This is a genomic window from Novosphingobium album (ex Hu et al. 2023) (assembly GCF_022832385.1).
GTDB lineage: Bacteria > Pseudomonadota > Alphaproteobacteria > Sphingomonadales > Sphingomonadaceae > Novosphingobium > Novosphingobium album.
In genome coordinates this window covers 18455-42713 of the sequence record NZ_JALHLE010000012.1, presented here as the reverse complement: position 1 = coordinate 42713, position 24259 = coordinate 18455, and the positions used below count along the sequence as shown (strand labels likewise).

23 protein-coding genes and 1 riboswitch are annotated in these 24259 nt (G+C 65.5%); of the genes, 12 read left to right on the top strand and 11 right to left on the bottom strand.

What is annotated here, in order from left to right; genetic code table 11:
• The first annotated feature begins 149 nt into the window (after window positions 1–149).
• Entirely contained in the window at window positions 150–335 is a 186-nt protein-coding gene (locus MTR64_RS10030; RefSeq protein WP_243993372.1) for a hypothetical protein, read from the top strand.
• A 108-nt stretch (window positions 336–443) separates the two neighbouring features.
• Window positions 444–1019 (top strand): single-stranded DNA-binding protein, encoded by a 576-nt coding sequence (gene ssb / locus MTR64_RS10025; RefSeq protein ID WP_243993370.1) that lies wholly within the window; start codon window positions 444–446, stop codon window positions 1017–1019.
• A 21-nt stretch (window positions 1020–1040) separates the two neighbouring features.
• Here ssb and MTR64_RS10020 read toward each other — a convergent pair whose 3' ends face one another.
• Together MTR64_RS10020 and MTR64_RS10015 are read right to left on the bottom strand one after the other, a co-directional pair.
• A complete protein-coding gene (locus MTR64_RS10020) occupies window positions 1041–1559 on the bottom strand; it encodes a YceD family protein (protein ID WP_243993367.1) in 519 nt (172 codons plus the stop codon).
• Window positions 1556–2083 carry a ubiquinol-cytochrome C chaperone family protein gene (locus MTR64_RS10015; RefSeq protein WP_243993365.1) on the bottom strand — a complete coding sequence of 176 codons (528 nt, stop codon included), beginning with the start codon at window positions 2081–2083 and terminating at the stop codon, window positions 1556–1558. Before MTR64_RS10015 ends, MTR64_RS10020 begins: the two co-directional genes overlap by 4 nt.
• A 176-nt stretch (window positions 2084–2259) precedes the next feature.
• On the opposite strand from MTR64_RS10015, the gene MTR64_RS10010 reads away from it, so the two are divergent.
• From MTR64_RS10010 to MTR64_RS09990, 5 genes are read left to right on the top strand one after another with little or no spacing between them, the layout of a single operon-like run.
• Window positions 2260–2751 (top strand): outer membrane protein assembly factor BamE, encoded by a 492-nt coding sequence (locus tag MTR64_RS10010; protein WP_243993363.1) that lies wholly within the window; start codon window positions 2260–2262, stop codon window positions 2749–2751.
• A gap of 54 nt (window positions 2752–2805) precedes the next feature.
• Window positions 2806–3366 (top strand): ATP-dependent protease subunit HslV, encoded by a 561-nt coding sequence (gene hslV, locus MTR64_RS10005; RefSeq protein ID WP_327194265.1) that lies wholly within the window; start codon window positions 2806–2808, stop codon window positions 3364–3366.
• A gap of 16 nt (window positions 3367–3382) precedes the next feature.
• Complete coding sequence (hslU, locus tag MTR64_RS10000) at window positions 3383–4684, top strand: ATP-dependent protease ATPase subunit HslU (protein ID WP_243993361.1); 1302 nt, start codon at window positions 3383–3385, stop codon at window positions 4682–4684.
• A 49-nt stretch (window positions 4685–4733) separates the two neighbouring features.
• Complete coding sequence (locus MTR64_RS09995) at window positions 4734–5081, top strand: ACT domain-containing protein (RefSeq protein ID WP_243993358.1); 348 nt, start codon at window positions 4734–4736, stop codon at window positions 5079–5081.
• Between the two features lie 31 nt (window positions 5082–5112).
• Window positions 5113–5313, top strand: coding sequence for a DUF1737 domain-containing protein (locus tag MTR64_RS09990; RefSeq protein ID WP_243993356.1), 201 nt, complete (start codon window positions 5113–5115; stop codon window positions 5311–5313).
• A gap of 146 nt (window positions 5314–5459) precedes the next feature.
• On the opposite strand, the gene MTR64_RS09985 is transcribed toward MTR64_RS09990, so the two are convergent.
• From MTR64_RS09985 to MTR64_RS09950, 8 genes are all read right to left on the bottom strand, one after another.
• A complete protein-coding gene (locus tag MTR64_RS09985) occupies window positions 5460–5885 on the bottom strand; it encodes a VOC family protein (RefSeq protein ID WP_243993354.1) in 426 nt (141 codons plus the stop codon).
• 97 nt (window positions 5886–5982) lie between these two features.
• On the bottom strand, window positions 5983–7380 hold the full coding sequence (gene lpdA, locus MTR64_RS09980; RefSeq protein WP_243993353.1) for a dihydrolipoyl dehydrogenase: 1398 nt from the start codon (window positions 7378–7380) through the stop codon (window positions 5983–5985).
• 129 nt (window positions 7381–7509) lie between these two features.
• A complete protein-coding gene (gene odhB, locus MTR64_RS09975; RefSeq protein ID WP_243993351.1) occupies window positions 7510–8724 on the bottom strand; it encodes a 2-oxoglutarate dehydrogenase complex dihydrolipoyllysine-residue succinyltransferase in 1215 nt (404 codons plus the stop codon).
• Window positions 8725–8732: 8 nt separating this feature from the next.
• A complete protein-coding gene (locus MTR64_RS09970; RefSeq protein ID WP_243993349.1) occupies window positions 8733–11585 on the bottom strand; it encodes a 2-oxoglutarate dehydrogenase E1 component in 2853 nt (950 codons plus the stop codon).
• A 185-nt stretch (window positions 11586–11770) separates the two neighbouring features.
• Complete coding sequence (gene sucD / locus MTR64_RS09965) at window positions 11771–12661, bottom strand: succinate--CoA ligase subunit alpha (RefSeq protein WP_243993347.1); 891 nt, start codon at window positions 12659–12661, stop codon at window positions 11771–11773.
• Window positions 12662–12786: 125 nt separating this feature from the next.
• Window positions 12787–13749 (bottom strand): malate dehydrogenase, encoded by a 963-nt coding sequence (mdh, locus tag MTR64_RS09960; RefSeq protein ID WP_243993345.1) that lies wholly within the window; start codon window positions 13747–13749, stop codon window positions 12787–12789.
• Between the two features lie 368 nt (window positions 13750–14117).
• A complete protein-coding gene (locus MTR64_RS09955) occupies window positions 14118–14432 on the bottom strand; it encodes a hypothetical protein (RefSeq protein WP_243993342.1) in 315 nt (104 codons plus the stop codon).
• Between the two features lie 465 nt (window positions 14433–14897).
• A complete protein-coding gene (locus MTR64_RS09950) occupies window positions 14898–16049 on the bottom strand; it encodes a cell wall hydrolase (protein ID WP_243993340.1) in 1152 nt (383 codons plus the stop codon).
• A gap of 200 nt (window positions 16050–16249) precedes the next feature.
• Window positions 16250–16465: riboswitch (cobalamin riboswitch) on the top strand.
• Window positions 16466–16565: 100 nt separating this feature from the next.
• On the opposite strand from MTR64_RS09950, the gene MTR64_RS09945 reads away from it, so the two are divergent.
• The 5 genes from MTR64_RS09945 to MTR64_RS09925 all read left to right on the top strand — a co-directional run bounded on the left by MTR64_RS09945 (window position 16566) and on the right by MTR64_RS09925 (window position 21437).
• Entirely contained in the window at window positions 16566–18383 is a 1818-nt protein-coding gene (locus tag MTR64_RS09945; RefSeq protein WP_243993338.1) for a TonB-dependent receptor plug domain-containing protein, read from the top strand.
• Window positions 18384–18385: 2 nt separating this feature from the next.
• Window positions 18386–19237, top strand: coding sequence for a helical backbone metal receptor (locus MTR64_RS09940; RefSeq protein WP_243993336.1), 852 nt, complete (start codon window positions 18386–18388; stop codon window positions 19235–19237).
• Window positions 19234–20199, top strand: a complete 966-nt coding sequence (locus MTR64_RS09935) for a FecCD family ABC transporter permease (RefSeq protein ID WP_243993334.1) — start codon at window positions 19234–19236, stop codon at window positions 20197–20199. The genes MTR64_RS09940 and MTR64_RS09935 overlap by 4 nt, the downstream gene beginning before the upstream one ends.
• On the top strand, window positions 20196–20936 hold the full coding sequence (locus MTR64_RS09930; protein WP_243993332.1) for an ABC transporter ATP-binding protein: 741 nt from the start codon (window positions 20196–20198) through the stop codon (window positions 20934–20936). Before MTR64_RS09935 ends, MTR64_RS09930 begins: the two co-directional genes overlap by 4 nt.
• Before the next feature lie 126 nt (window positions 20937–21062).
• Window positions 21063–21437: a hypothetical protein gene (locus MTR64_RS09925; RefSeq protein ID WP_243993330.1), complete on the top strand. Its 375-nt coding sequence runs from the start codon at window positions 21063–21065 to the stop codon at window positions 21435–21437.
• Window positions 21438–21897: 460 nt separating this feature from the next.
• Here the strand turns inward: MTR64_RS09925 and MTR64_RS09920 are convergent, their stop codons facing one another.
• A complete protein-coding gene (locus MTR64_RS09920) occupies window positions 21898–24054 on the bottom strand; it encodes a M3 family metallopeptidase (protein ID WP_243993328.1) in 2157 nt (718 codons plus the stop codon).
• Window positions 24055–24259 lie beyond the last annotated feature (205 nt).

Below are 24259 nucleotides of genomic sequence, written 5' to 3'. Positions count from 1 at the left end.
CCGGCCCACTTCAGGACAGGCTGAATAACAAAATTGTAATCTGTCCCCGAGCCGTATAGCCCTGTTGGGGAACTATCGCGGGGTGGCAGCCTATGGAGAGGGGTTCCGGTGCACTTGTGGGTTGGACGTCGCAGGACCTTGGCCCCCGGTTGGCGCTCAAGCTCGAGACAGTGCAGAAGCCGCCGCCGCACACACCTGATGATGTGCACACGCAGCTGGTGCTGATGGACAAGAATCAGGCCGTGCAGCTAGCGAACTACCTGTTTCGCGTCACGGGGCAGACGCCGCCTTCCCGACGGGGCAGAAGCCTTTTTGACCGCATCATCGGCAGATGACCCTCTCCCGCTTTGGGAAGCGGGGAAAACAGTCCTGTCGATGGTTGGCAGGAAGCCCTGTCGTTCGCTAACCCCTCTGCCTGAATTCGAGAGGAAAGCGATTCCATCATGGCAGGCAGCGTCAACAAGGTCATTCTCATCGGCAACCTCGGGGCCGATCCCGAGGTGAAGTCGTTCCAGAACGGCGGACGCATCGCCAACCTGCGCATTGCCACTTCGGAAAGCTGGAAGGACCGCGCCACCGGCGAGCGCAAGGAACGCACCGAATGGCACAGCGTGGTGCTCCAGTCGGATGGCCTCGTCGGGGTTGCCGAACGCTTCCTGCGCAAGGGCTCGAAGGTCTACATCGAAGGCCAGCTCCGCACCCGCAAGTGGCAGGACCAGAGCGGCAATGACCGCTACACCACAGAGATTTCGGTGGGCGGCATGGGCGGCGTGCTGACCATGCTCGACGGTGCGCCGGGCGGCGGTGGCGGCCAGCGCGGTGGCGGTGGCTGGAATGAGGGCGGTTCCTCGGGTGGCGGCTTCGGTGGCAGCAGTGGCGGCGGCCGTTCGGGTGGCGGTGGCGACTGGGGCCGTTCGGGCGGTTCGTCCGGCGGTGGCGATGACTGGGGGCGCACCGGCGGTTCCTCGGGCGGCAGCGGCGGCTTCGGCGACGATCTGGACGACGATATCCCGTTCTGAGCCGGAATATCCGGGGAAGGCCTAGTCCTTCCCCAGCTTCAATCCCTTGAGCGCCGCGAAGGGGCCCTGATCCTCGGGCGTGCCGATCCCGGCGGCCTTGCGTGCGGCATCGGCCTGCGGGCCGGTGAGATAGGGATCGATGACCAGCCCCAGACTTTGCGCGACAGCCTCGCCCAGATCGAAGTGGGAGCCGGAATATTCGACCTCGTCGCAATCGTCGGCGGTGAGTTCGATTTCCTCATCGGGCTGGTATCCGGTCATTTCCGGCACGAAACGGAAGTAGAGCGGCTCGTCGGCGGAGACGGGCAGGTCCTCCCCCGACACGGCGCAGGACTGCACGAATTCAGCCTTCAGCCGCCCGTGCGCCTCCACGGTGCGGTCGTTCCGATGCAGTTCCAGATCGGCAACAAGGCTGTCCACCCGAACCAGCGTAAAGCGCTCTGCGAGCGCCTGGCGTTCGGCCTCGTTTGCTTCGATACGGGCGGCTTTGCCCTCGACCTGTCGCACGTCGAACACGCGCGATAATTCAGGGGTGCTCACCGTGCGATCCTCGCCGCCAGCAGATCCTCGTTCGACAGGGCGCCGATCTGTGCGTGAAGGCGGCGCACTTCAGCCGCAAGGCGGGCCGTGTCGGCGCCTTCGATCAGCGTGACGTTGCGCTGGAGTGCGGCAGTCAGGGCTGTATCATCCTGCGGCAGCGCCTCCTTCAGCGCGCCGATGCGGCCGCCGACAACGCTCATCAGCTTGCCCATGTGCTTGCCGACGACGAGATCGCCCACCCCCGACTGGCGCAACTGGCCGTCCATGTCCTCCACGAAGAGTTCGGTCAGCCGCACCGACGGCCCAATCAGCGTGTCGTCTTCAGCCTTGTCGCGTTCCATCCGGAGCATGACCAGCGCCAGCACCAGAGTGATCGCATCGAAGCGGCCCGCAACGGAATCGGCCACGCCACATTCGGCGTACCAGGGTTTCTCGCGCGCGATTTCGACCACGCGGTGCCACAGCGGGCGTACCGCTTCGCGGGAATCCGGCCGCTTGCCGAGAATGCGTGAGATGAGGGACACGGGAATAGAAGCCTTTCGTTCAGCGGCAATTCAATCGATCCGGGCCAACGCCCATTGCGCGGGCGCTTTCGGGGCCTTAAGGCCATGGGCGATATAGGGCTAGGATACCCGCTGCAATGCCTGCATCGATGTTTCGACGGGGCAGTGTCGGTATCCGCCGGGTTTGGAGTACGAGAATGCGCAAGGTTGGTCTCAAGATCAGGACGGCAGGCTTGGTTCTGGCGCTTTCGGCGCTGACGGCCGGCTGCGCGTCGATCCGCGATCACCGTGGCTACCTGATCGACCAGACCCTGCTCGATTCGGTCCAGCCGGGCATCGACAATCGTCTTTCGGTGGAAAAGACGCTCGGCCGACCGACCTTCATCAGCCAGTTTGGACAGAAGGACTATTACTACGTCTCGCAGACGGTGAGGACGCCACCGTTCGGCCGTCCGCGCACGTCGGACGAGACGATCCTGCGCGTGCGCTTTGACGCGGCAGGCAATGTCGTGGCCGTCGACAAGCGCGGCATGGAGCAGGTCGCGCGGATCAGCCCCGAAGGCGACAAGACGCCGACGCTGGGCCGCCACCGCTCGCTGCTGGAAGACCTGTTCGGCAATATCGGCGCGGTGGGGGCTGGCGGCACCGGCAGCGCCGCTCCGAGCGGGCCGGGACCGAACGGCAGCTGATTTGCTGGCGCCGCCGTGGCTTGAACATGGCCCGGCGCGGCATATATGCGGCCCATGCAAAATGACGGGGCGAGCCACGGCCTGATCCAGTGGCACGGTACGACCATCATCGGCGTGAAGAAGGGCGGCAAGACCGTCATCGCCGGTGACGGGCAGGTTTCCATGGGCAACACGGTGATGAAGCCGAATGCGCGCAAGGTGCGCCGCATCGGTGAGGGCGGCAAGGTGATCGCCGGGTTCGCCGGTGCCACCGCCGATGCCTTCACCCTGTTCGAGCGGCTGGAGCGCAAGCTGGAGCAGTATCGCGGCCAGCTGATGCGTGCAGCGGTCGAACTCGCCAAGGACTGGCGCACCGACAAGTACCTGCGCAATCTCGAAGCCTTGATGATCGTGGCCGATGAGGAGACGTTGCTGGTGCTCACCGGCAATGGCGATGTGCTCGAGCCTGAAGGCGGGATCGCCGCGATCGGTTCGGGCGGGAACTATGCGCTTGCTGCCGCCCGCGCACTCGATGCCTACGAGGAAGACGCCGAGCAGATGGCGCGAAAGGCCATGCAGGTTGCCGCCGACATCTGCGTCTTCACCAACGACCGCGTGACGGTCGAGACCATCTGATTATCCGCAGGACACCATGACAGACAGCCTCACCCCCAAAGCCATTGTCCGCGCGCTCGACGAGCACATCGTCGGCCAGAGCGAGGCCAAGAAGGCCGTCGCCGTCGCGCTGCGTAACCGTTGGCGCCGTCAGCGCCTGCCGCTCGAGCTGCGCGACGAAGTGACGCCCAAGAACATCCTGATGATCGGCCCCACGGGCTGCGGCAAGACCGAGATCAGCCGCCGTCTCGCCAAGCTGGCCGATGCGCCTTTCGTGAAGGTGGAAGCCACCAAGTTCACCGAAGTCGGCTATGTCGGCCGCGATGTCGAGCAGATCGCCCGCGATCTCGTCGAGGAAGCGATCCGGCTGGAAAAGGACCGCCGCCGCGAGTCCGTGCGCGAAGCCGCCAGCAAGGCCGCGATGGACCGCCTGCTGAATGCGCTCGTTGGCGAGGGCGCCTCCGAGGCGACCCGCGCCGCCTTCCACCAGCGCATCACCGAAAACGCGATGAACGACACCGAGGTCGAGATCGAGGTGGAGGACGCACCCAGCGCGCCGATGGAAATCCCCGGCATGGGCGGCTCGGTCGGCATGATCAACCTGTCAGACATCATGGGCAAGGCGTTCGGCAACCAGAAGCTCATGCGCCGCAAGATGCGGGTGCCCGATGCCTGGGACAAGCTGGTCGAGGAGGAATCCGAAAAGCGCATGGACCAGGACGACGTCGCCCGCGCCGCGCTGGCCAATGCCGAGATCAACGGCATCGTCTTCCTCGACGAGATCGACAAGATCGCCGTTTCGGATGTGCGCGGCGGTTCGGTCAGTCGCGAGGGCGTGCAGCGCGACCTGCTGCCGCTGATCGAGGGCACCACGGTCGCCACCAAGTACGGCCCGATGAAGACCGACCACGTGCTGTTCATCGCCTCGGGCGCGTTCCACGTCGCCAAGCCCTCTGACATGCTGCCCGAACTGCAGGGCCGCCTGCCGATCCGCGTGGAACTGAGTGCGCTCACCGAGGCGGATTTCGTGCGCATCCTCAGCGAAACGCGCGCGAACCTCGTCGAACAGTACCGCGCGCTGCTGGGCACCGAGAACGTGACCATCGACGTTACGCCCGGCGCCATCGGCGAAGTGGCCAAGATCGCCGCGCAGGTAAACGAGACGGTCGAGAACATCGGTGCCCGCCGCTTGCAGACGGTCATGGAAAAGCTGCTCGAGGAATTGAGCTTCGAAGCCGAGGACCGCACGGGCGAGACCGTCACGGTCGACGAGGCCTATGTCCGCGAGAAGCTGGCTGGCCTTGCGGGCAACGCTGACCTGTCGAAGTACATTCTCTGATTTCGCGATGGGCACGCCGGTCAAGGGACGCGGGGCGATGATCGCGGGGATGAACCCCCGCCTCGATCCGCAGCCCTGGGTCTTCTGCACCGGCGGCCCATGGCATCAGGACGCGCTTGCGACCTTCCACGAGGACGAGGGGCTGAGCCAGATCCTCCCGCTGGATGCTGCGCGGGAGGCAGCTCACGACCTCTCGCTGCCGATGGCGCGGATCGTGCTGGAAGTGCACTCGGCGCTCGACGGAACGGGCCTGACAGCCGCGGTCTCGGGCGCGCTCGCCGAGGTGGGCATTCCGTGCAACATGGTCGCCGCTTATCACCATGATCATGTGTTCGTGCCAGAGGGGGACGCGCCAAGGGCGCTCGCTATTCTGATGCGCTTGCAAAGCGGCGCATAATCCGGCTCAAGGCGGTCAGAGAGGATTTGCGATGTACAAGACACCCGAAGACCGGCCGATCTACCGCTTGCTCACCGGCCAGGATGACCGCGCCTTTTGCGAGCGCGTTTCGGAGGCGCTGGCGCAAGGTTGGCGGCTTTACGGCTCGCCCACGATCAGCTGGGACACCGCCGAGAACTGCATGAAAGCCGCGCAGGCCGTCGTCTGGCACGAGGCGGACGTGGTGAAGTGACAGGGCGGGTCGGCACCGGGCAATTGCGTGCGCCCTAAAGCGCCGCTCACCCTGAGCTTGTCGAAGGGTGCCGGTTCCGGCGCTGCGCCAGTGTCCTTCGACAAGCTCAGGACGAGCGGGGAGGGGCCCTCCGGTCGCGTGCCGGTTCAATCGCGCGCGAACAACTGACCCAAATCGGCAAACGCCTTCATCTCGATGGCATTGCCCGAGGGATCGCGAAAGAACATCGTGGCCTGCTCGCCCGGCTGGCCCTTGAAGCGGATATAAGGTTCGATCCCGAATTCGATCCCGGCGGCCTTTAGCCGCTCGGCCAGCGCCTGCCAGTCCGCCATGTCCAGCACAATGCCGAAATGCGGCACCGGAACGCCGTGGCCGTCGACCGGATTGGTGGCAGCATCAGCGCCGGTCATGTCCGGCACCAGATGCGCGACGATCTGGTGTCCGAAGAAGTCGAAATCCACCCAGTGGTCGCTGCTGCGCCCTTCCGCGCAGCCCATCAGTCCGCCCCAGAACGCACGCGCGGCGGCGAGGTCGTGGACGGGGAAGGCCAGGTGGAAGGGGCGCAGGGTCATCGTGCGGCGCAAGGCCCTTCGACAGGCTCAGGGCGAGCGGGTTTTGCGGTTATGCAATACACCCGTTCATGCTGAGCTTGTCGAAGCATAGCAAGTATCAGATGTGGATCGGCTTGCCGGTCACGGCCATCGCCGCTTCCTTGATCGCCTCCGAGTGCGTCGGGTGGGCGTGGCAGGTGTAGGCGATGTCCTCGCTGGTGGCGCCGAATTCCATGGCCTGTGCGGCCTGGGCGATCATCGTGCCGGCGACCGAGGCGATGCACCACACGCCGAGCACGCGGTCGGTTTCGGCGTCGGCGATCACCTTCACGAAGCCGTCGGGCTCGTGGTTGGTCTTGGCGCGCGAGTTGGCGAGCATCGGGAACTTGCCGACCTTCACTGCACCGCGCTCCTTGGCGGCTTCCTCGGTCAGGCCCACGCCGGCGATTTCGGGCTGGGTATAGACCACGCCCGGGATCACGTCGTGGTTCACGATGCCGGTGAGGCCAGCGATATTCTCGGCCACGGCAAGACCTTCGTCCTCGGCCTTGTGCGCCAGCATCGGGCCGGGGATCACGTCGCCGATCGCCCAGACGCCGTCCACCTTGGTGGCGAAGTCATGGTCGGTCTCGATCTGGCCGCGCTGGTTGAGTTCGAGGCCGATCTTGTCGAGGCCGAGGCCGTCGACATTGGGACGGCGGCCGATCGCGACGAGCACGACATCGGCATCCAGCACCTCGGCATCACCGCCCTTGGACGGCTCGACCGTCACCTTGGCCTTCTTGCCCTTCACTTCGACGCCGGTGACCTTGGTCGAGAGCTTGAGCGTCATGCCCTGCTTCTTGAAGATCTTGGACGCTTCCTTGCGCACGTCCATGTCCATGCCGGGCAGGAGCTGGTCGAGGAATTCGACGACGGTGACTTCCGCGCCCAGACGGCGCCAGACCGAGCCGAGTTCCAGCCCGATCACGCCGCCGCCGATGACGACCATCTTCTTCGGCACAGCCGAGAGTTCCAGCGCGCCGGTGCTGTCCACGACCACGCCCTTGGCATTGTCGATCTCGACGCCGGGCAGGGGGGTGACCGAGGAACCGGTGGCGATCACCACGTTCTTGGCAGTGTAGGTCTTGCCCGCCACTTCGACGGTGTGGGCATCCTTGAACTGGGCATAGCCCTTCAGCCAGTCGACCTTGTTCTTCTTGAACAGGAACTCAATGCCGCCGGTCAGGCCCGAGACCGCGTCCTTGCGCTGGCCCTGCATCACGTCGAGGTCGAGCTCGGGGGTGACCTTGATGCCCATCTTGGCCATCGCGCCGCCCTTGGCTGCCTCGAAGTATTCCGAAGCGTGGAGGAGCGCCTTCGAGGGGATGCAGCCCACGTTGAGGCAGGTGCCGCCCAGCGTCTCGCGCCCTTCGGCGCAGGCGGTCTTCAGGCCCAGCTGCGCGGCGCGGATCGCGCCGACATAACCGCCGGGGCCGGCACCAATGACAAGGACGTCGTAATCGTAATCAGCCATATGAGGCCTCCGTCGCGCCTGGGCTTCGACAAGCTCAGCCTGAGCGGGAATTGTGCTTACTTCAATAGAATGCCGCGCAACGTCCGCTCATCCTGAGCTTGTCGAAGGATGCCGCACGGCATGGGAACTTCAAAGATCGATCAGCAGGCGCGTCGGATCCTCGATCGCTTCCTTGATGGTCTTGAGCGCGGTCACAGCCTCGCGACCGTCGATCAGGCGGTGGTCGTAGGAAAGCGCAATGTACATCATCGGCTTGATCACGATCTCGCCGTTGCGGACGACCGGACGGTCCTCGATGCGGTGCAGGCCGAGCACGGCCGACTGCGGCGGGTTGATGATCGGGGTCGACATCAGGCCGCCGAACACGCCGCCATTGGAGATCGTGAAGGTGCCGCCCTTCATGTCTTCCATGGTCAGCGTGCCGTCCTTGGCCTTCTTGCCGAAGTCGGCGATGGCCTTCTCGATGCCCGCGAAGCCCAGCTTGTCGCAGTCCTTGACGACCGGGACGACGAGGCCGTTCGGGGCCGAGACCGCGATCGAGATGTCGACGTAGTCGTGATAGACGATCTCGTCGCCGTCGATCTGCGCGTTGACTGCCGGGATGTCCTTGAGCGCGAGGACCGAAGCCTTGGCGAAGAAGCTCATGAAGCCGAGCTTGATGCCGTGCTTCTTCTGGAACACGTCCTTGTACTTCTCACGCGCTTCGATGACGGCCGACATGTCGACATCGTTGAAGGTGGTGAGCAGCGCCGCGTTGTCCTGCGCGCTCTTGAGGCGCTTGGCGATGGTCTGGCGCAGGCGCGTCATCTTCACGCGCTCTTCATTGCGGGCCGAGGCCGGGGCCGCGGCAGGTGCAGCGGCGGCGGGCGCCGAAGCGGGCTTGTTTTTGGCGGCGGCGATCACGTCATCCTTGGTGATGCGGCCGTCCTTGCCGGTGCCCTTGATGGTGGCCGGATCGATGCCGTATTCGAGCACCGCGCGGCGCACCGCGGGCGAGAGCACGGCAGCGCCAGTGGCTTCCTCGGCGGCCGGAGCCGGAGCGGCAGCTGCCGGGGCAGGCGTTTCCGCCTTGGGCGCGGCGGTCTTGGGGGCCGCGGCGGCACCCGAGCCCGCTTCGATGGTGGCGATCAACGCGCCGACGACGACGGTGTCACCTTCGGCGGCGAGCTGCTGGCCCATGACACCGGCGTGGGGCGCCATGACGTCGATGGCGACCTTGTCGGTCTCGAGGCTGGCGATGGGCTCGTCAGCGGCGACAGCTTCGCCGGGCTGCTTGAGCCACTGGCCAATGGTAGCCTCGGAGACGGATTCGCCGAGGGTGGGGACCTTGACTTCGGTGGACATGGTTTATCTCAAGCCTTCTGCTTGCGTCGTAGTTCGTCACGGACGGAAAGGTGGAGCGCGTCGGCAACCAGCGCGGCCTGTTCGGCGGCGTGGCGCTTGGCGAGGCCGGTGGCCGGCGAGGCCGAGGCGTTGCGGCCGGCGTAGCGCGGACGCGGGTTCTTCACGCCGGCTTCCTTGGCGGCTTCCTCGATCAGCGATTCGACGAAGAACCAGGCACCGTTGTTGCGCGGCTCTTCCTGGCACCAGACGATTTCCTCGAGGTTGGTCATGCGCGAGAGGCGCAGGGCCAGCGGCTCGCCAGGGAAGGGATAGAGCTGCTCGAGGCGGATGATCTGCGTGTCGTCAATCTCGTTCTGGTCGCGCGCTTCGAACAGGTCGTAGGCGACCTTGCCCGAGCACAGGATGACCTTCTTGGTGTCCTTGTCGGCGGCGGGCTTGATGTCCGACAGGATGCGGAAGAAGTGCCCTTCGCCGACGAAGTCCGAAGCCTGCGACTTGGCCATCGGATGGCGCAGCAGCGACTTGGGAGTCATGATGACCATCGGCTTGCGGAACGGACGGTGCATCTGACGGCGCAGAACGTGGAAGTAGTTCGACGGCGTGGTGATGTTGCACACCTGGATGTTGTCGCTGGCGCACAGCTGCAGGAAGCGTTCCAGGCGCGCGGAGGAGTGCTCAGGACCCTGGCCTTCGTAGCCGTGCGGCAGCAGCATCACGAGGCCGTTGGCGCGCAGCCACTTGGCTTCGGATGCGGCGACGTACTGGTCGATGATGATCTGCGCGCCGTTGGCGAAGTCACCGAACTGGGCTTCCCACAGGACCATGGTCTTGGGGTCGGCGCTGGCATAGCCGTATTCGAAGCCCAGCACGCCATATTCGGACAGCGTGGAGTTCAGCACTTCGAAGCGGCCGTGCGGCAGCGTCGTCAGCGGGGTGTACTTGCGCTCGGTCTTCTGGTCGACCCAGACCGCGTGGCGCTGCGAGAAGGTGCCGCGTTCGCAGTCCTGGCCGGACAGGCGCACGCCGTAGCCTTCCGAGCACAGCGAACCGAACGCCAGCGCTTCAGCGGTCGCCCAGTCGAAGCCTTCACCGGTGGTGAACATTTCGCGCTTGGCATCGATCACGCGATTGAGCGTCTTGTGGACGGTCAGGTCATCGGGAACGGTGGTGAGCACGCGGCCGAGGCTTTCGAACAGCTTGGCCTCGATGCCGGTGTGCACGTTGCGGCGCGCGGTTTCGGCGTCGGCCGGCTTGTGGAAGCCGCTCCACTGGCCGCCGAACCAGTCGGCATGGTTCGACTTGTAGGTCTTGGCTGCCTCGAACTGCTCTTCGAGGTGATCGTTGAACGCAGCCTCGGTCTCGGCGAGGAACGCATCGTCGATCACGCCTTCGGCCTTGAGCTTTTCGGCGTAGATCTTGCTCACCGGCGGATGCTTGCGGATCTGCGCGTACATCAGCGGCTGGGTGAAGCTGGGCTCGTCACCTTCGTTATGGCCGAAGCGGCGGTAGCACCACATGTCGATCACGACGTCGCGGCCAAAGGTCTCGCGGTAGTCGATCGCCAGCTTGCAGGCGAAGGTCACCGCGGCCGGATCGTCCCCGTTGACGTGCAGGATCGGCGCCTGGACACCCTTGGCGACGTCGGTCGGGTAGGGCGAGTTGCGCGCGAAGGCCGGCGAGGTGGTGAAGCCGATCTGGTTGTTGATGACGAAGTGCAGGCAGCCGCCGGTGTTGTAACCGGCCACGCCCGAAAGGCCGAAGCACTCCCACACCACACCCTGACCGGCGAAAGCGGCGTCGCCGTGGATCAGCACGGGCAGGATCGTCTTGTGCCTGGCGCCGGGGCCGATGTCGTCGCCGATATCGTCGTGGATCGTCTGGTAGGCGCGGACCTTGCCGAGCACCACCGGGTTCACGGTTTCGAGGTGGCTGGGGTTGGGCATCAGGCTCATGTGGACCTTGATGCCGTTGAACTCACGGTCGGTGGAGGTGCCGAGGTGATACTTGACGTCGCCCGATCCGCCCACGTCCTCGGGGTTGGCAGTGCCGCCCGAGAATTCGTGGAAGATCACCTTGTAGGGCTTGGCCATCACGTTTGCGAGCACGTTGAGGCGGCCGCGGTGGGCCATGCCGTAGACGATCTCGCGCACGCCGAGCTGGCCGCCGTACTTGATCACGGCTTCGAGCGCCGGGATCATCGATTCACCGCCGTCGAGGCCGAAACGCTTGGTGCCGACGTACTTCTTGCCGAGGAACTTCTCGTACTGCTCGCCGCGCACGACGGCCTGAAGGATCGCCTTCTTGCCTTCGGGGGTGAACTCGATCTCCTTGTCGGCGCCTTCCATGCGTTCCTGCAGGAAGCGGCGTTCCTCGACATCGGCGATATGCATGTATTCCAGGCCGACCTTGCCGCAGTAGTTCGCGCGCAGGATCTGCACGAGCTCGCGCACGGTCGTCCATTCAAGGCCGAGATTGCCGCCGACATAGACCGGGCGGTCCTGCGCGGCGCCGGTGAAGCCATGGTACTCGGGTGTGAGATCAGCGGGGAGCTGGCGCTGGTTGAGGCCGAGCGGGTCGAGATCTGCTGCAAGGTGACCGCGGACACGATATGTGCGGATCAGCATCATTGCGCGGATGGCGTCGGCCGCCGCTTCGTCTAGACGGGCCTGGTCGACTTTGGCCCCGCCCTTGGCGGCAGCTTTTTCGAGCTGCACCCTGAGGGCCGTGGGGTCCAGACCCTGGGTCCAGTCGTCCTCGAACTCCGCGCCTACGCGGGGCCAATTGGCGCGCTGCCAGCTGGGGCCGGGTTGCGTCTCGTCGAGATCGACGTCGGGCGTGAAATCCATATTCTCGTTGCCCATAGGGAGCACCTTTCGCGCGGCGGTAGTCCGCCGCTATCGAGCAATCTAGTTTCGGGCTGGCCGGTTCCCGGAGGGAGGCAGTCAGTCCACGATGTTGTTATACGGCGTCTTTGCGCCTTATGGTTATTGTCCGGTGAGGCGCGGATCGGGTGTTTTCCCTAAATCCGCGCCCCGACCGAAGGAAATCAGACGGTTTCCTTGAGCGCCTGCAGCAGCGTTTCGCCGAGCAGCGACGGCGAAGGGCTGACGCGGATGCCCGCTTCTTCCATTGCCGCGATCTTGTCTTCGGCGCCGCCCTGGCCGCCCGAGACGATCGCACCGGCGTGGCCCATGCGGCGGCCCGGAGGCGCCGTGCGGCCCGCGATGAAGCCGGCCATCGGCTTCTTGCGCCCGCGCTTGGCTTCGTCCTTGAGGAACTGCGCGGCTTCTTCTTCGGCCGAGCCGCCGATTTCGCCGATCATGATGATCGACTTGGTCTCGTCGTCGGCGAGGAAGAGTTCGAGCACGTCGATGAAGTTGGTGCCGTTGACCGGGTCGCCGCCGATGCCGACCGCGGTGGTCTGGCCGAGGCCGGCGTTGGTGGTCTGGAACACGGCTTCATAGGTGAGCGTGCCCGAGCGCGAGACGACGCCGACCGAACCCTTGGAGAAGATGTTGCCGGGCATGATGCCGATCTTGCACTCGTTCGGCGTCAGCACGCCGGGGCAGTTCGGGCCGATCAGGCGCGACTTCGAACCGGTCAGCGCGCGCTTCACCGGGATCATGTCGAGCACGGGGATGCCTTCGGTGATGCAGATGATCAGTTCCATCTGCGCATCGATGGCTTCGAGGATGGCGTCGGCGGCACCTGCGGGCGGCACGTAGACGCACGAAGCGGTGGCGCCGGTCGCGGCCTTGGCTTCATGCACGGTATCGAACTGGGGCAGGCCGAGGTGCTCGGTGCCGCCACGGCCGGGGGTCACGCCGCCAACCATCTTGGTGCCATAAGCGAGAGCGGTTTCGGTATGGAAGCTGCCGGTCTTGCCGGTCATGCCCTGCGTGATGACTTTGGTATTCTTGTCGACGAGAATGGACATTGGTTATTCCTGTTCCTGAGCCTGGAAGCAGCCGGTGAGGGCCGGGGAGGTACCAAGTAGTTATTTTGTGCCCGCGACACTGGCCATAGGAACAGGCCGGTATCGCGGGACCGATTGCGGAAATGTCAGGCCAGGTCGCCGTCGATGCCCTTGCAGGCAACCAGCAGTTCCTTGACCGCGTCGATCGAGACCTGAAGGCCGGCCTTGGCCTTCTCGTTCAGTTCGATCTCGATGATCTGCTCGACGCCGTCCTTGCCGATCATGACCGGCACGCCGACGTAAAGGCCGTCAACGCCGTACTGGCCTTCGAGGTAGGCAGCGCAGGGCAGGATGCGCTTCTGGTCGCCGAGGTACGATTCGGCCATCGAGATCGCCGAAGCCGCCGGAGCATAGAAAGCCGAACCGGTCTTGAGCAGGGCGACGACTTCGCCGCCGCCGTTGGCGGTGCGCTTGACGATTTCGTCGATACGCTCCTGCGTGGTGCGACCCATCTTGATGAGGTCGGGAACGGGGATGCCCTTGACGGTCGAGTATTCGACCACCGGCACCATGGTGTCGCCGTGGCCGCCGAGCACGAACGAAGTCACGTCGCGCACCGAGACGCCGAATTCCCAGGCGAGGAAGGTCGAGAAGCGGGCCGAGTCGAGCACGCCGGCCATGCCGACGACCTTGCTGTGGGGCAGGCCGGAGAATTCGCGCAGCGCCCAGACCATCGCGTCGAGCGGGTTGGTGATGCAGATGACGAACGCGTCGGGGCAGTTGTTCTTGATGCCTTCGCCGACGGCCTTCATGACCTTGAGGTTGATGCCCAGCAGGTCGTCGCGGCTCATGCCCGGCTTGCGTGGCACGCCGGCGGTGACGATCACGACGTCCGCGCCCGCGATGTCGGCATAGTCGCTGGTGCCGGTGATCTTGGCGTCGAAGCCTTCGACCGGGCCGCACTGCGACAGGTCGAGCGCCTTGCCCTGCGGAACGCCGTCCATGATGTCGAACAGGACGATGTCGCCCAGTTCCTTCTGCGCGGCGAGGTGCGCGAGAGTGCCGCCGATGTTACCGGCGCCAATGAGGGCAATCTTCTTACGAGCCATGATGCGTTCGTGTCCTTCCCAGTGGCGGGATTGACGGACTTCAAGACGGCCTGCTTCATCCCGCTAAAGGCAGGCGCCGGTGTTGCAGAGCGCGCCCTACGCCCCTCGTGCGGGCATTGCAACCGCTAAACGACCGATTTCGAGGCCGTGACTGAAGATTTAATTGATAACAGTTCGCAATAGCAATAATGCGTGTGAATTTTGGAAAGCAACGTCTTTCAGGCTCACGGATTTTCGGTCCGGGCAGGCCGTTGCCATCCGTTCCGGGCGCTGACAAGCGTCATGCGGCAGCGGGCATCGTGCGTGCGGCTGGCGTACGGCGCGCCGGACCGGCTCCCATAGCTCGTGGGGCCATCCGGCCCGGTGGCTCAGTCGTCTTCGGTAAGCAGGGTGAGTTCGCAGGACGACGCCATGCGCCGGTCGAGCTGGCGGCAGATCGCGATCCACCTGTCGCGACCTTCCACGTCGCCAGCTGCATGGGCGACTATGGCTTCGGTGCGCGCTTTCGCGGCGGCGGCGAGTCCGTACCGGCCGAAATGGCGCAGCGCTGCCGTCAGAATCTCTCCGTCACCCTCCACCGGCGCGATGGCGAGGGTGGGGCGCTGTTTGATCCGCCGGACGGTCAGCATACGGTAATTGTCGTTGACTGCACCGAGCGGTGCCGAGCGGCACAGGGAGCGCATGATGACCGGGGTTGCTCCACCCCAGGCAGCAGCAAAACGGATTGTCATTTTCAGGGGGCCTCGAATCGGGTCAGCTGCATGGACACCGGTTTTAACGGGGCAGGCGCTAAACATTGGTGAGAAGCTTTGGTTGCCTGCGTGTTCATCACCATGATCCGGGTATTTACGAATGCTAACGCCGCGGAAACCGTTAGGGTCAGGACCCATTATTCACGCCATCGCGGTTTGAGGCAAAATGGCTCAGCGCAAGGAGAGAAGGCAAAGGAATATGTCGATATTTCAAGACTTCTCGACGCGGCGGTGGGCCATTTTGGTCAAATCCCTGCGGGACGCCCGGATGGCTTCCATCTCGAGCCAAATCGCCCTGGGAAAGGCAACCAGCCTTCCCGGCGGACAATTTGGCCCGATATGTTCGCCAGTCGGGCGCCTCGATGGCGTGACTAATGGGTCCTGACCCTAAGGTCTTCAGCTTCCGGGTTGCGCGATCCAGCGGCCCGTATTGGCGAACTCCGGCTTGATGCCATGCGCTTCGGGAAGGTTCCGGGCACGGTAGACGGCATCGCCGCCGCGGTCGCGCAGGTCGCGGGTATAGTTCGGCGTGGATTGTGCGACCAGCGAGGCGGCTGTGGGCGTCGCTGCTGGCGTGGGCAGGTCCGGTCTGGCGAAGGCGCGTTGCAGAGTGACCGGGTCAAGCCCCGGGTCGGGCTCGGCTAACCTGGTGCGCGCGTGCGGCCGCGCGGCCGGTTCACCGCCGAAATAGGCGAAATGGAACGAGCCGGGGTTCCCGGCCGGGCCGTTGAAGCTGTAGAAGCGGTGCTCGCCGATAGTGCCCAGGTAATGCAGGCTCGGCGCCCAGTATGGGTGCACCTGCACCGTATGGTAGTGCGTGGCCAGCCCGACTGTCGCATAGACGTGGCCGGCCAGCGCCTGCCGCGCAATCGTTTCGGCACGGTTCCAGAACAGCGCCACGGGACGGCGCGCCAGCGAGCCGTCGCAGGTGAACGAGAACTGGCATCCGGTAGACCGTTCGGACCCCTGATAGACGACGCCGCAGACCGTGTCCGGAAAGGCAGGATGGGCGACGCGGTTGAGGACGACCTGCGCCACCGCGCGCTGGCCCGCGTCGGATTCGCTCGCCGCCTCGTAGTAGATGGCGGCCGTCATGCACTGCAGCGCACGGGTGCGGTCGACACCCGGGTTGTCGGCATAGAGCGGCCGCGCCACGGGCCCGTTGCCGAGCGTCGGGCCTGCTGCCGGGTCATCGGCATCCGAATGGATGCCTTCGCCCACCTGCTGCACGGGCTGCGCCGCTTCGAGATAGTAGAATGCCGAGCCGGGAAAGCTTGAGCCGGCCTGCTCGAAGGGCATCGGCGCCACGGCTGCGTCCTGTTTCACGGCGTCGGCGATCTGGAAGCGGTTCCATTCGCCCGGGGCGGCAAAGGCAGGCAGGGCGATCGCGGCAAGGGCGGTGACGCCCAGCGTCCAGCGGCGCGGCATCTTCACCGGCTTGCGCCCGGCCCCCTGCGTGCGCCGGGCGAACCGCGCGGCGAAATCGCGCGGACGCGCTTCTTCCCATTCGGCCCGGAGCGGGTCAGGGAAGGGGGCGGTCGCGGGCACTCGGTTCCTTTCGCGGCGGCAGGTGCAAGGGCGCAGAAAAGGGCCTAACCGGCCTTTGCCAGTGGCACATCCGCGCTTTGCGCGCCGTCCCTTGGCGGGACAGGGTGAGCAGATAGACTTAATGGCTTAAGAAATCGCTTTGGCCGGGCTGAGGGGGCTGTTTGCGGGCCGTGCTTGCAAAGCCGTGATGGCCGCTCTATCGGCGCTCCCACGTCATGGGTTGTCCGCGTTTCTCGCAAGAGGGGCCGGGCCGAAGAGGGAAGCCGGTTCGATTCCGGCGCTGCCCCCGCAACTGTGACCGGGGAGTCCAGGCCCGATATGCCACTGGCCGCAAACCCTTAAACGGGACGGCTGGGAAGGCGGGACTGGACAGTGATCCGGGAGCCAGGAGACCTGCCCGAGACGGTCGTTCCGCGCCGGGCGGGGTGTACCGGAATGCAGCGAGAGCGTGCCGCAAGGATCGGCGCGCGCCTCCGCCATGAACGGCATCAACGTTCAAGGTTCGGAGGACTATCTATGAAATACCTGTTTCTGCTCGGCACCGCGCTTGTCGTGAGCACGCCCGCACTGGCGGATGAAGCGTACGATCCCATCGTCGTCACCGCCACCCGCGAGCCCACCCCGGTTACCCAGGTCGGCCAGTCGGTGAGCGTTGTTACCCGCGACGAGATCGAGCGCACGCAGGCCACCACCGCGCTCGACGTGCTGGCGCGCCTGCCGGGCGTGGCGTTCACGCAGTCGGGCGGTTTCGGCCAGCCCGCCAGCGTCTTCATCCGCGGCGCCGACAATGCCCAGAGCCTCGTGCTGATCGACGGCGTGCCGGTGAACGATCCGGGCGATGTCGGCGGCGGCTTCGATTTCGGTTCGCTCACCATCGGCCAGTTCGACCGCGTGGAAGTGGTGCGCGGGTCCTCGGGCGTGCTGTGGGGCAGCCGCGCGATCGGCGGCGTCATCAACTTCATCACCGCGCGTCCCACTGACCAGTGGACCGGCCGCGCGCAGGCCGAATACGGCTGGCGCAACCGCCGCCAGGCCAGCGCCTCGGCCATGGGCAAGCTGGGGCCGGTCGGCCTGACGCTGGGCGGCAACTGGATGAAGGGCGACGGCTTCTCGGCCTTCGACGAGCGCCTTGGCGGTGCGGAGAAGGACGGCTTCGAGAGCAAGAGCGCCAATGCCCGCGCCGAAGTGGCACTGGTTTCGGGCCTTTCTGCCGATCTCGGCGGTTACTGGACCAAGGCCAACTACGATTACGACAACACCGGCGCCGATGCGCTGAACGTGGGCCTCAAGCGCGATGCGCTGGGTTATGCCAATCTCCGCTATTCAGGCCTCGACAACCGCCTCAATGCGCGCGTGGGCTATGGCCTGACCGACACCCACCGCATTTCGGACGATGCCATGTGGGGCCCCTATGAGACCAATGGCCGCGTCGAGCGCTTCGAAGGGCAGGTGTCCTTCGCGCCGGTGGAGATGGCCTCGATCCTGATCGGCGCCGAGACCGAGAAGCAGAAGTTCGACAACAATTACGGTTCGAAGGATTCGACCTCGATCGACAGCTACTACGGCAACCTGACACTGCGCCCGCTCGCCGGCCTGACGCTCAACGGTGGCCTGCGCTATGACGACAATTCGGACTTCGGCCACAAGACCACCTTCGCCGCGAACGGCGCCTGGGTGATCGGCTCGGGCGACGAAGCGCCGGTCCTGCGCGCGAGCTATGGTGAGGGCTTCAAGGCGCCGTCGCTCTATCAGCTCTACACCAATGCCGGGTACCGCGCGCTCGATCCCGAAACCTCGAAGGGCTGGGACGTGGGCATCGAGCAGCCGTTTGCCGAAGGCACCGGCCGCTTCACGCTGACCTATTTTGACCGCAAGACGAAGAACCTGATCGACTACGACTTCGCCAACTGGAACTACTACAACGTCGGCCGGTCCCGTGCGCAAGGGCTGGAACTGGGCATGCAGGTGGCGAACCGGCAGGGCTTCGATGTGAACCTTGCCTATACCTATCTCGATGCCACCAACGAGGACACCGGCGCACAGCTTGCCCGGCGGCCCAAGAGCAACTTCTACGCCAGCCTCGACAAGAGCTGGGCTCTGGGCCTGAAGCTCGGCGCCGACCTGCGCGTGGGCGGCGGGCGCTATGATGATACGGCCAACACGTACTATCTGGAGGGCCATGTCGTCGTGGGCGCGCGTGCGTCCTATGCCGTGACGAGCAACATCGAGGTCTATGGCCGCGTGGAAAACCTGTTCGATGAGCATTACGAGGTCGTCCGCACTTACGGCACGCCGGGGCGCTCGGCCTATGCCGGGGTCCGGGTGAAGATCTGACGATGCGCGGCGCCGTCATCCTCGCCGCGCTGGGCCTCGCCGCTTGCGGCGGTTCCCATACCGGCGGGACGGCGGCGCCCGCTCCTGCAGGCGCGCACCCGACCGTGGTCTCGCTCAACCCCTGCACCGATGCGATCCTGGCTGAAGTGACCGCGCCGGGGCAGCTTCTGGCCATCTCGCACTACAGCCATGACCCGGCCTCGAGTTCGATGGACCTTGGCAAGGCGCGGCGTTTCCGGGCCGTGTCGGGTTCCGTGGAAGAAGTCGCGGCGCTTTCACCGGACGTGGTGGTGGCCGGCAGCTTCCTCGCTCCGGCGACCCGGCAGGCGCTGCAGGATCTCGGCATCCGGGTAGTGACCATGGCCATGCCCGCCGACATCGCCGAGTCCGAAGCGCAAGTGCGCGAACTGGCCAGGATGACGGGCAATCCCGACGCCGGGTCCGGTCTGGTGAACGCCATGCAGCAGGCGCTCTCCGCTGCCGCAGCGCCCGCCGGGCAAGCGCCTGTCCCCGCGCTCGTCTGGGAATCGGGCGGCATCGTCGCGGGAGACGGGACGCTGATCGCCGACCTGCTCAAACACGCCGGTTTCACTAACGGGGCAGCGGCACGTGGGCTCTCGCAGGCGGACTTCCTGCCGCTCGAACGCGTGCTGGCCGATCCGCCGAAAGTGATCTTCGCGGTCGGCAATCCGCAATCGGAAGAAGACCGCATGCTGCGGCATCCCGCGCTGAAGGCGCTCAAGGGTACCGAACGCGCGCCGCTGAACAGCGCCTTGCTCTGGTGCGGCGGGCCGACCATCCCGCGCGCGCTGGCGCGGCTCTCCGAAGTGCGCAAGGGACTGGAGGGTTCATGAACCGCCGTCTCATCCTGATCCTGCTGGCTGCGCTCGTCGTGGCCGTGCCGCTTTCGCTGCTGGCGGGGCGGGTGTGGATCGATCCTTTCGCACCCGAAACGCGCAATGCCTCGGTGATCCTGATGCAGCTGCGCCTGCCGCGCGCGGCGCTGGCGCTGGTGCTCGGCGCCGGGCTGGGCGCCTCGGGCGCGGCGATGCAGGGGTTCCTGCGCAATCCGCTTGCCGATCCGGGCCTTTTCGGCATTGCACCGGGTGCGGCGCTGGGCGCTGTGCTCAGCTTCTGGACCGGCTATGCCGCTTCCGCGTGGCTGCTGCCCGTCTTTGCGCTGATCGGCGCTGGCGGTGCCATGGCGCTGCTGGCGCTGATCGCCGGGCGCGAGGGCGGCATCGCGCTGTTCACGCTGGCCGGGCTGATGATCTCCAGCCTCGCCGGAGCCCTGATGAGCCTTGCCATCAGCCTTTCACCCACGCCGTTCGCGATGAGCGAGATCGTCACCTGGCTGATGGGCACGCTGGCCGACCGGTCCTGGCGCGAAGTCTGGGTGGCCACGCCCTTCACCTTGGCAGGCATCGGCGTGCTGATGGCGGCGGGTCGGAGCCTCGACGCGCTGACGCTGGGTGAGGCGGCTGCGCGGTCGCTGGGCGTGGATCCGCGACGCTTGCAGGGGCTGATGATCGCCGGGATCGGCCTGACCGTGGGGGCGGGCGTGGCGGTGGCGGGGATCATCGGCTTCGTTGGGCTGATGGTGCCGCATCTTGTCCGCCCGCTGACCGACCGGCGCCCCAGTTCGCTGATCGTGCCGAGCGCGCTCGCCGGGGCGCTGTTGCTGCTGGTGGCCGATTGCCTGTGCCGCGTACTGCCGCTCACCGGAGGGGAACTGCGGCTGGGCATCGCGCTGTCCTTGCTGGGCGCGCCATTCTTTCTGGCGTTGCTCCTGCGCATGCGAAGGGGGCTGGCATGACGCTGGCGACACTGAGTCTGGGCGTGAAGAGCCGTCTCGCGGACCTTACGATGACATTGGACCTCGGCGAGGTTACCGCAATTTGCGGCCCCAATGGCGCGGGCAAGTCGACACTGCTGGCGAGCCTTGCCGGGCTGCTAGCGCCTGATGCCGGGCATGTCGCATTGGGTGGGCAGCCGATGGCGGGCCTGAGGCCGGACGTGCGCGCGCGGACCATCGGCTATCTGCCGCAAATGCCTGAAGTGGCGTGGGACCTCTCGGTCGAAGTGCTCGTTTCGCTCGGGCGCCTGCCCTGGCACGGCGTTCCCGGCAGCGAGGCGCAGGCGGCCATCGACGATGCGATCGCGGCGATGGACCTCGAAGCGTTCCGTCATCGCCGTGTCTCACAGCTGTCGGGCGGGGAGCGTGCGCGTTCGCTGATGGCGCGCGTGCTGGCGACAGGGCCGAGCTGGCTGCTCGCTGACGAGCCGCTGGCCAGCCTCGACCTTGCCCATGCCGCCTCACTGGTGGCCTGTTTCCGCAAACAGGCGCAGCTGGGCCGGGGCGTGGTGCTGGTGCTGCATGATCTGGCGATGGCGATGAACCATGCAGACCGGGTCATCGTGCTCGACCGGGGCCGCCTCGCTGCAGACGGCGCACCCGAATTGGCACTCGGCGCCGATGTCGTCGCGCGCGTCTGGGGCTGCCCGGCGCGCTGGGTGGGCGAACCCGGCGCACGGGCGCTGTCTGTGGGTTAGTTCAACTGCGCACCGGCCTGTGAATGAGCGGCCACCCGTGGAAGGCTGCTTGCGGGGATTGGACGGGGGGAAGGTCGGGAGAAGCGTACCTTGCTACCGCAGCGCCTTCCACTAAAATTACTGAATATGGAAGCACGCATTTCTCTGGCCGATGTCAGGCAACAGGTAGTGGCGGAAATCGAAACCTTCGTCGTGCCTACCCCGCGTCCGGATCAGCTCGGAGAGTCACTCCCCACCGAATGGTTTTCGCAGCAACTAGACGAGATGAGAGCGGCTTTGATCGAGCCTTACCTCGCTGAGATTGATGGTGACGGGCGCTTTCCTGGAGGTATATCCAAGCCGGTGCCGAGACGGGTCATTATCGTTGCTGAGGACGACGATATCTTCCTCGCTTATGATCCTGATCCTGATGGCGATTTCGCGCTGATATTCAAGTCCGCTTCCGGGTTTGGCCTATCGCCCATTCGCGGCGAGGCCGTGGATTGCTTCATGTCACGCTAGGCGGAGCGGATGCTTAAAGCGGGCACGCTGAATGTCGGCGACGTCGGCGCATCGGGAAAGGCCCGTTTCGGCGAATAAGTTGGGGAGGCAGACATTTTTCTCCTTCGTCATTCCCGCGAAGGCGGGAATCCAGCAGGAACCTTGCCGTGAAGGATGTGTTTGCGCCTGCTGGCTACACTCTCGCCTGACTGAAGAATGAAACCTGAGCCGCGTGATCTCGCCATTATTTTGAGAACCGAACCGCTGCGCTGACTGGATTCCCGCCTGCGCGGGAATGACGAATCCGGGGACGGCAATGTCCGCAATGCCGGCGTCCGGAACGGCAGCTCCTTCGCTGAACGGTGCTAATATGGCCGCACGCGATTGCCCGTGCGGAGGCTGTCGGGGCGTGTCGTGAGGTCTGCCGCAACCGGCAGATCCCCTCCCGTCCTTGATGCGAGCGGGAGGGGATCCTTCAGCTTTACTCGCCGCCGGTCAGGCCGCGCGCTTCCAGCATCGGTTCCAGCTCGGGGTCATGCCCGGTGAAGTTGCGGTACATCACCGAATAGTCCTGGCTGTGGCCCTGGCCGAGGAAGGTGGCGCGGATGTGGTCGCCGTTGGCGCGGGTCATGCCGCCGTTCTTTTCAACCCAGTCCCAGCCGTCGTGCGCCAGCATCTCGGTCCAGATGTACGCGTGGTAGCCGGCCGAATAGCCGTTGCTCCAGATGTGCCGGAAATAGGGCGTGAGGTAGCGCGGCGGGACCATGCTGGTATGCAGGCCTTCGGCGTCCATGTCCGCCAGGGCCTTGCTCTGGAAGGCGAGCGGCCGCTGTGCCGCCTGCTGCTCGTCGAGCATGTGCCAGTTCATGTCGAGCATGGCGGCTTCGAGGATTTCGCCGAAGTCCAGTCCCTGGTTCCACTTCGCGGCGGCCTCGATCTTCTGCATCAGCGCATCGGGGATGGTCTCGCCCGCCGCGTTTTTCGCGAAGTGCTGCAGCACCGCCGGGACCGTGGCGAAGTTCTCGTTGAACTGGCTGGGGAACTCCACGAAGTCGCGCGCGGTGTTCGTGCCCGAGAGCGAGGGGTACTTCTGGCTGGCGAACATGCCGTGCAGCGCGTGGCCGAATTCGTGGAACATCGTGGTCACATCGTCCCACGTCGCCAGCGGCGGCTGTCCTTCGGCGGGCGGGGTAATGTTGAGCGTGTTGACCACCACCGGCTTGTCGCCCAGCAGATCGGACTGTTCGACGAAGTTCGTCATCCAGGCGCCGCCCTGCTTGTTGGGACGGGCATAGGGATCGAAGTAGAACAGCGCGAGCGGGCTGCCGTCCTTGTCGAAGACTTCATAGACGCGCATCGATGGGTGATAGACGGGCAGGTCCGTGCGGCGCTTGAACGTGATGCCGTAAGTCTGCGTGGCGGCATAGAAAACGCCGTTTTCCAGCGTGTTCCACACGTTGAAGTAGGGCTTGATCTGCGCATCGTCGAGATCGTACTTCGCCTTGCGGACCTTCTCGGCGTAGAAGCCCCAGTCCCACGGCTCCAGCGTGGTCACGCCGTCGGCCTTGGCGGCATCGGCAAGGATCGCTTCCTCGCGCGATTGCGTGGCGCCGAGCGCGGGGATGAAGCCCTTCATGAACTCCACCGCCTTGGCCGGCTTGCTGACCATGCGGTCGTACATCTGGAACGTCGCATAGTCGGGCAGGCCGAGCAGCCTGGCCTTCTTCGCGCGCAGCACCGCCAGTTCGCTGACGATGCCGGTGGTGTCGTTCTCGCCGCTGGTGCAGCGCGTGACGCTCGCTTCGAACAGCTTCCTGCGGCTGTCGCGGTTGGTGAGCTGCGCAAGCGCGGGCTGCTGCGTGGTGTTGACCAGTGCCAGCACGTACTTGCCCGGCATCCCCTTGTCGGCGGCGCGCTTGGCGGCGGTGGCGATGTCTGCATCGGACAGGCCCGCGAGTTGCTCCTTGCTGTCGAAGACGACGGCGGCGGCATCGGTGCCGGCGGTCAGCGTCTGCGAGAACCTGGTCTCGAGCGCGGCGATGCGCAGGTTCATTGCCTTGAGCTCGGCCTTGTGCGCGGCGTCGAGTTCGGCGCCGCGGTGGACGAACGTCGCATACGTCGTCTCGAGCAGCATCTTGTCCTCGCCGGTCAGCGCCTTGCCCACGGCGCTGTCATGCACCGCCTTCACGCGGGCAAAGAGCTTGTCGTTGAGGTAGATCTCGTCCTTCAGTGCCTCGCGCCTGGGGGACATGGCGGTGTCGATGGCGTCGAGCGTCTCGTTGGTGTTCGCGCTCACCAGCTGGTCGAACACGCCGGTCACGCGTGCCAGCAGAGTGCCTGCGCGTTCCATGGCGACGACGGTGTTCTCGAACGTCGGCGTGGCGGGGTTGCTTGCGATCGCTTCCATTTCGGCGCGCTTGGCGGCGATCCCGGCCTCGATCGCGGGCTGGTAGTCGCTGTCCTTGATCTTGCTGAAGTCGGGCGCGTGGAAGGGCAGCGCGCTTTCCTGCGCGAAGGGGCCGGAATAGGCGGGCGCGGCCTGCGCGGTCCTGGCTTCAGCAGGCATGGAGATGCCCGCACCAAGCAGGGATGCCGCAACGGCGAGCGGAGCGGCAGCGGCCATGAGCCGGATATTCATTGTTATGGTCTCCAGGGGTGCGGCAGCCGGAATGGGGGAAGGGCGCGGCACAAGGCGCGGCGCAAAGAGCTGCCGTAATGGTCATGGAGGCCGTTTCAAACCGAGTTTCCGGCGCTTTGCAAGCACCTGCGGAGGCTTTGTAAAACGGTTTCGCAAAGGGTGTGTTGCAGAGTGGAAACGTAAAGCGGCGGCATCCCCGTGCGCA

Excerpts from the sequence above, each read along its gene's own strand:
- ssb (WP_243993370.1), top strand. The coding sequence starts at position 444 with ATGGCAGGCAGCGTCAACAAGGTCATTCTCATCGGCAACCTCGGGGCC.
- MTR64_RS10010 (WP_243993363.1), top strand. The coding sequence starts at position 2,260 with ATGCGCAAGGTTGGTCTCAAGATCAGGACGGCAGGCTTGGTTCTGGCG.
- hslV (WP_327194265.1), top strand. The coding sequence starts at position 2,806 with ATGCAAAATGACGGGGCGAGCCACGGCCTGATCCAGTGGCACGGTACG.
- hslU (WP_243993361.1), top strand. The coding sequence starts at position 3,383 with ATGACAGACAGCCTCACCCCCAAAGCCATTGTCCGCGCGCTCGACGAG.
- MTR64_RS09995 (WP_243993358.1), top strand. The coding sequence starts at position 4,734 with ATGAACCCCCGCCTCGATCCGCAGCCCTGGGTCTTCTGCACCGGCGGC.
- MTR64_RS09990 (WP_243993356.1), top strand. The coding sequence starts at position 5,113 with ATGTACAAGACACCCGAAGACCGGCCGATCTACCGCTTGCTCACCGGC.
- MTR64_RS09985 (WP_243993354.1), bottom strand. The coding sequence starts at position 5,885 with ATGACCCTGCGCCCCTTCCACCTGGCCTTCCCCGTCCACGACCTCGCC.
- lpdA (WP_243993353.1), bottom strand. The coding sequence starts at position 7,380 with ATGGCTGATTACGATTACGACGTCCTTGTCATTGGTGCCGGCCCCGGC.
- odhB (WP_243993351.1), bottom strand. The coding sequence starts at position 8,724 with ATGTCCACCGAAGTCAAGGTCCCCACCCTCGGCGAATCCGTCTCCGAG.
- MTR64_RS09970 (WP_243993349.1), bottom strand. The coding sequence starts at position 11,585 with ATGGGCAACGAGAATATGGATTTCACGCCCGACGTCGATCTCGACGAG.
- sucD (WP_243993347.1), bottom strand. The coding sequence starts at position 12,661 with ATGTCCATTCTCGTCGACAAGAATACCAAAGTCATCACGCAGGGCATG.
- mdh (WP_243993345.1), bottom strand. The coding sequence starts at position 13,749 with ATGGCTCGTAAGAAGATTGCCCTCATTGGCGCCGGTAACATCGGCGGC.
- MTR64_RS09955 (WP_243993342.1), bottom strand. The coding sequence starts at position 14,432 with ATGCGCTCCCTGTGCCGCTCGGCACCGCTCGGTGCAGTCAACGACAAT.
- MTR64_RS09945 (WP_243993338.1), top strand. The coding sequence starts at position 16,566 with ATGAAATACCTGTTTCTGCTCGGCACCGCGCTTGTCGTGAGCACGCCC.
- MTR64_RS09940 (WP_243993336.1), top strand. The coding sequence starts at position 18,386 with ATGCGCGGCGCCGTCATCCTCGCCGCGCTGGGCCTCGCCGCTTGCGGC.
- MTR64_RS09935 (WP_243993334.1), top strand. The coding sequence starts at position 19,234 with ATGAACCGCCGTCTCATCCTGATCCTGCTGGCTGCGCTCGTCGTGGCC.
- MTR64_RS09930 (WP_243993332.1), top strand. The coding sequence starts at position 20,196 with ATGACGCTGGCGACACTGAGTCTGGGCGTGAAGAGCCGTCTCGCGGAC.
- MTR64_RS09925 (WP_243993330.1), top strand. The coding sequence starts at position 21,063 with ATGGAAGCACGCATTTCTCTGGCCGATGTCAGGCAACAGGTAGTGGCG.
- MTR64_RS09920 (WP_243993328.1), bottom strand. The coding sequence starts at position 24,054 with ATGAATATCCGGCTCATGGCCGCTGCCGCTCCGCTCGCCGTTGCGGCA.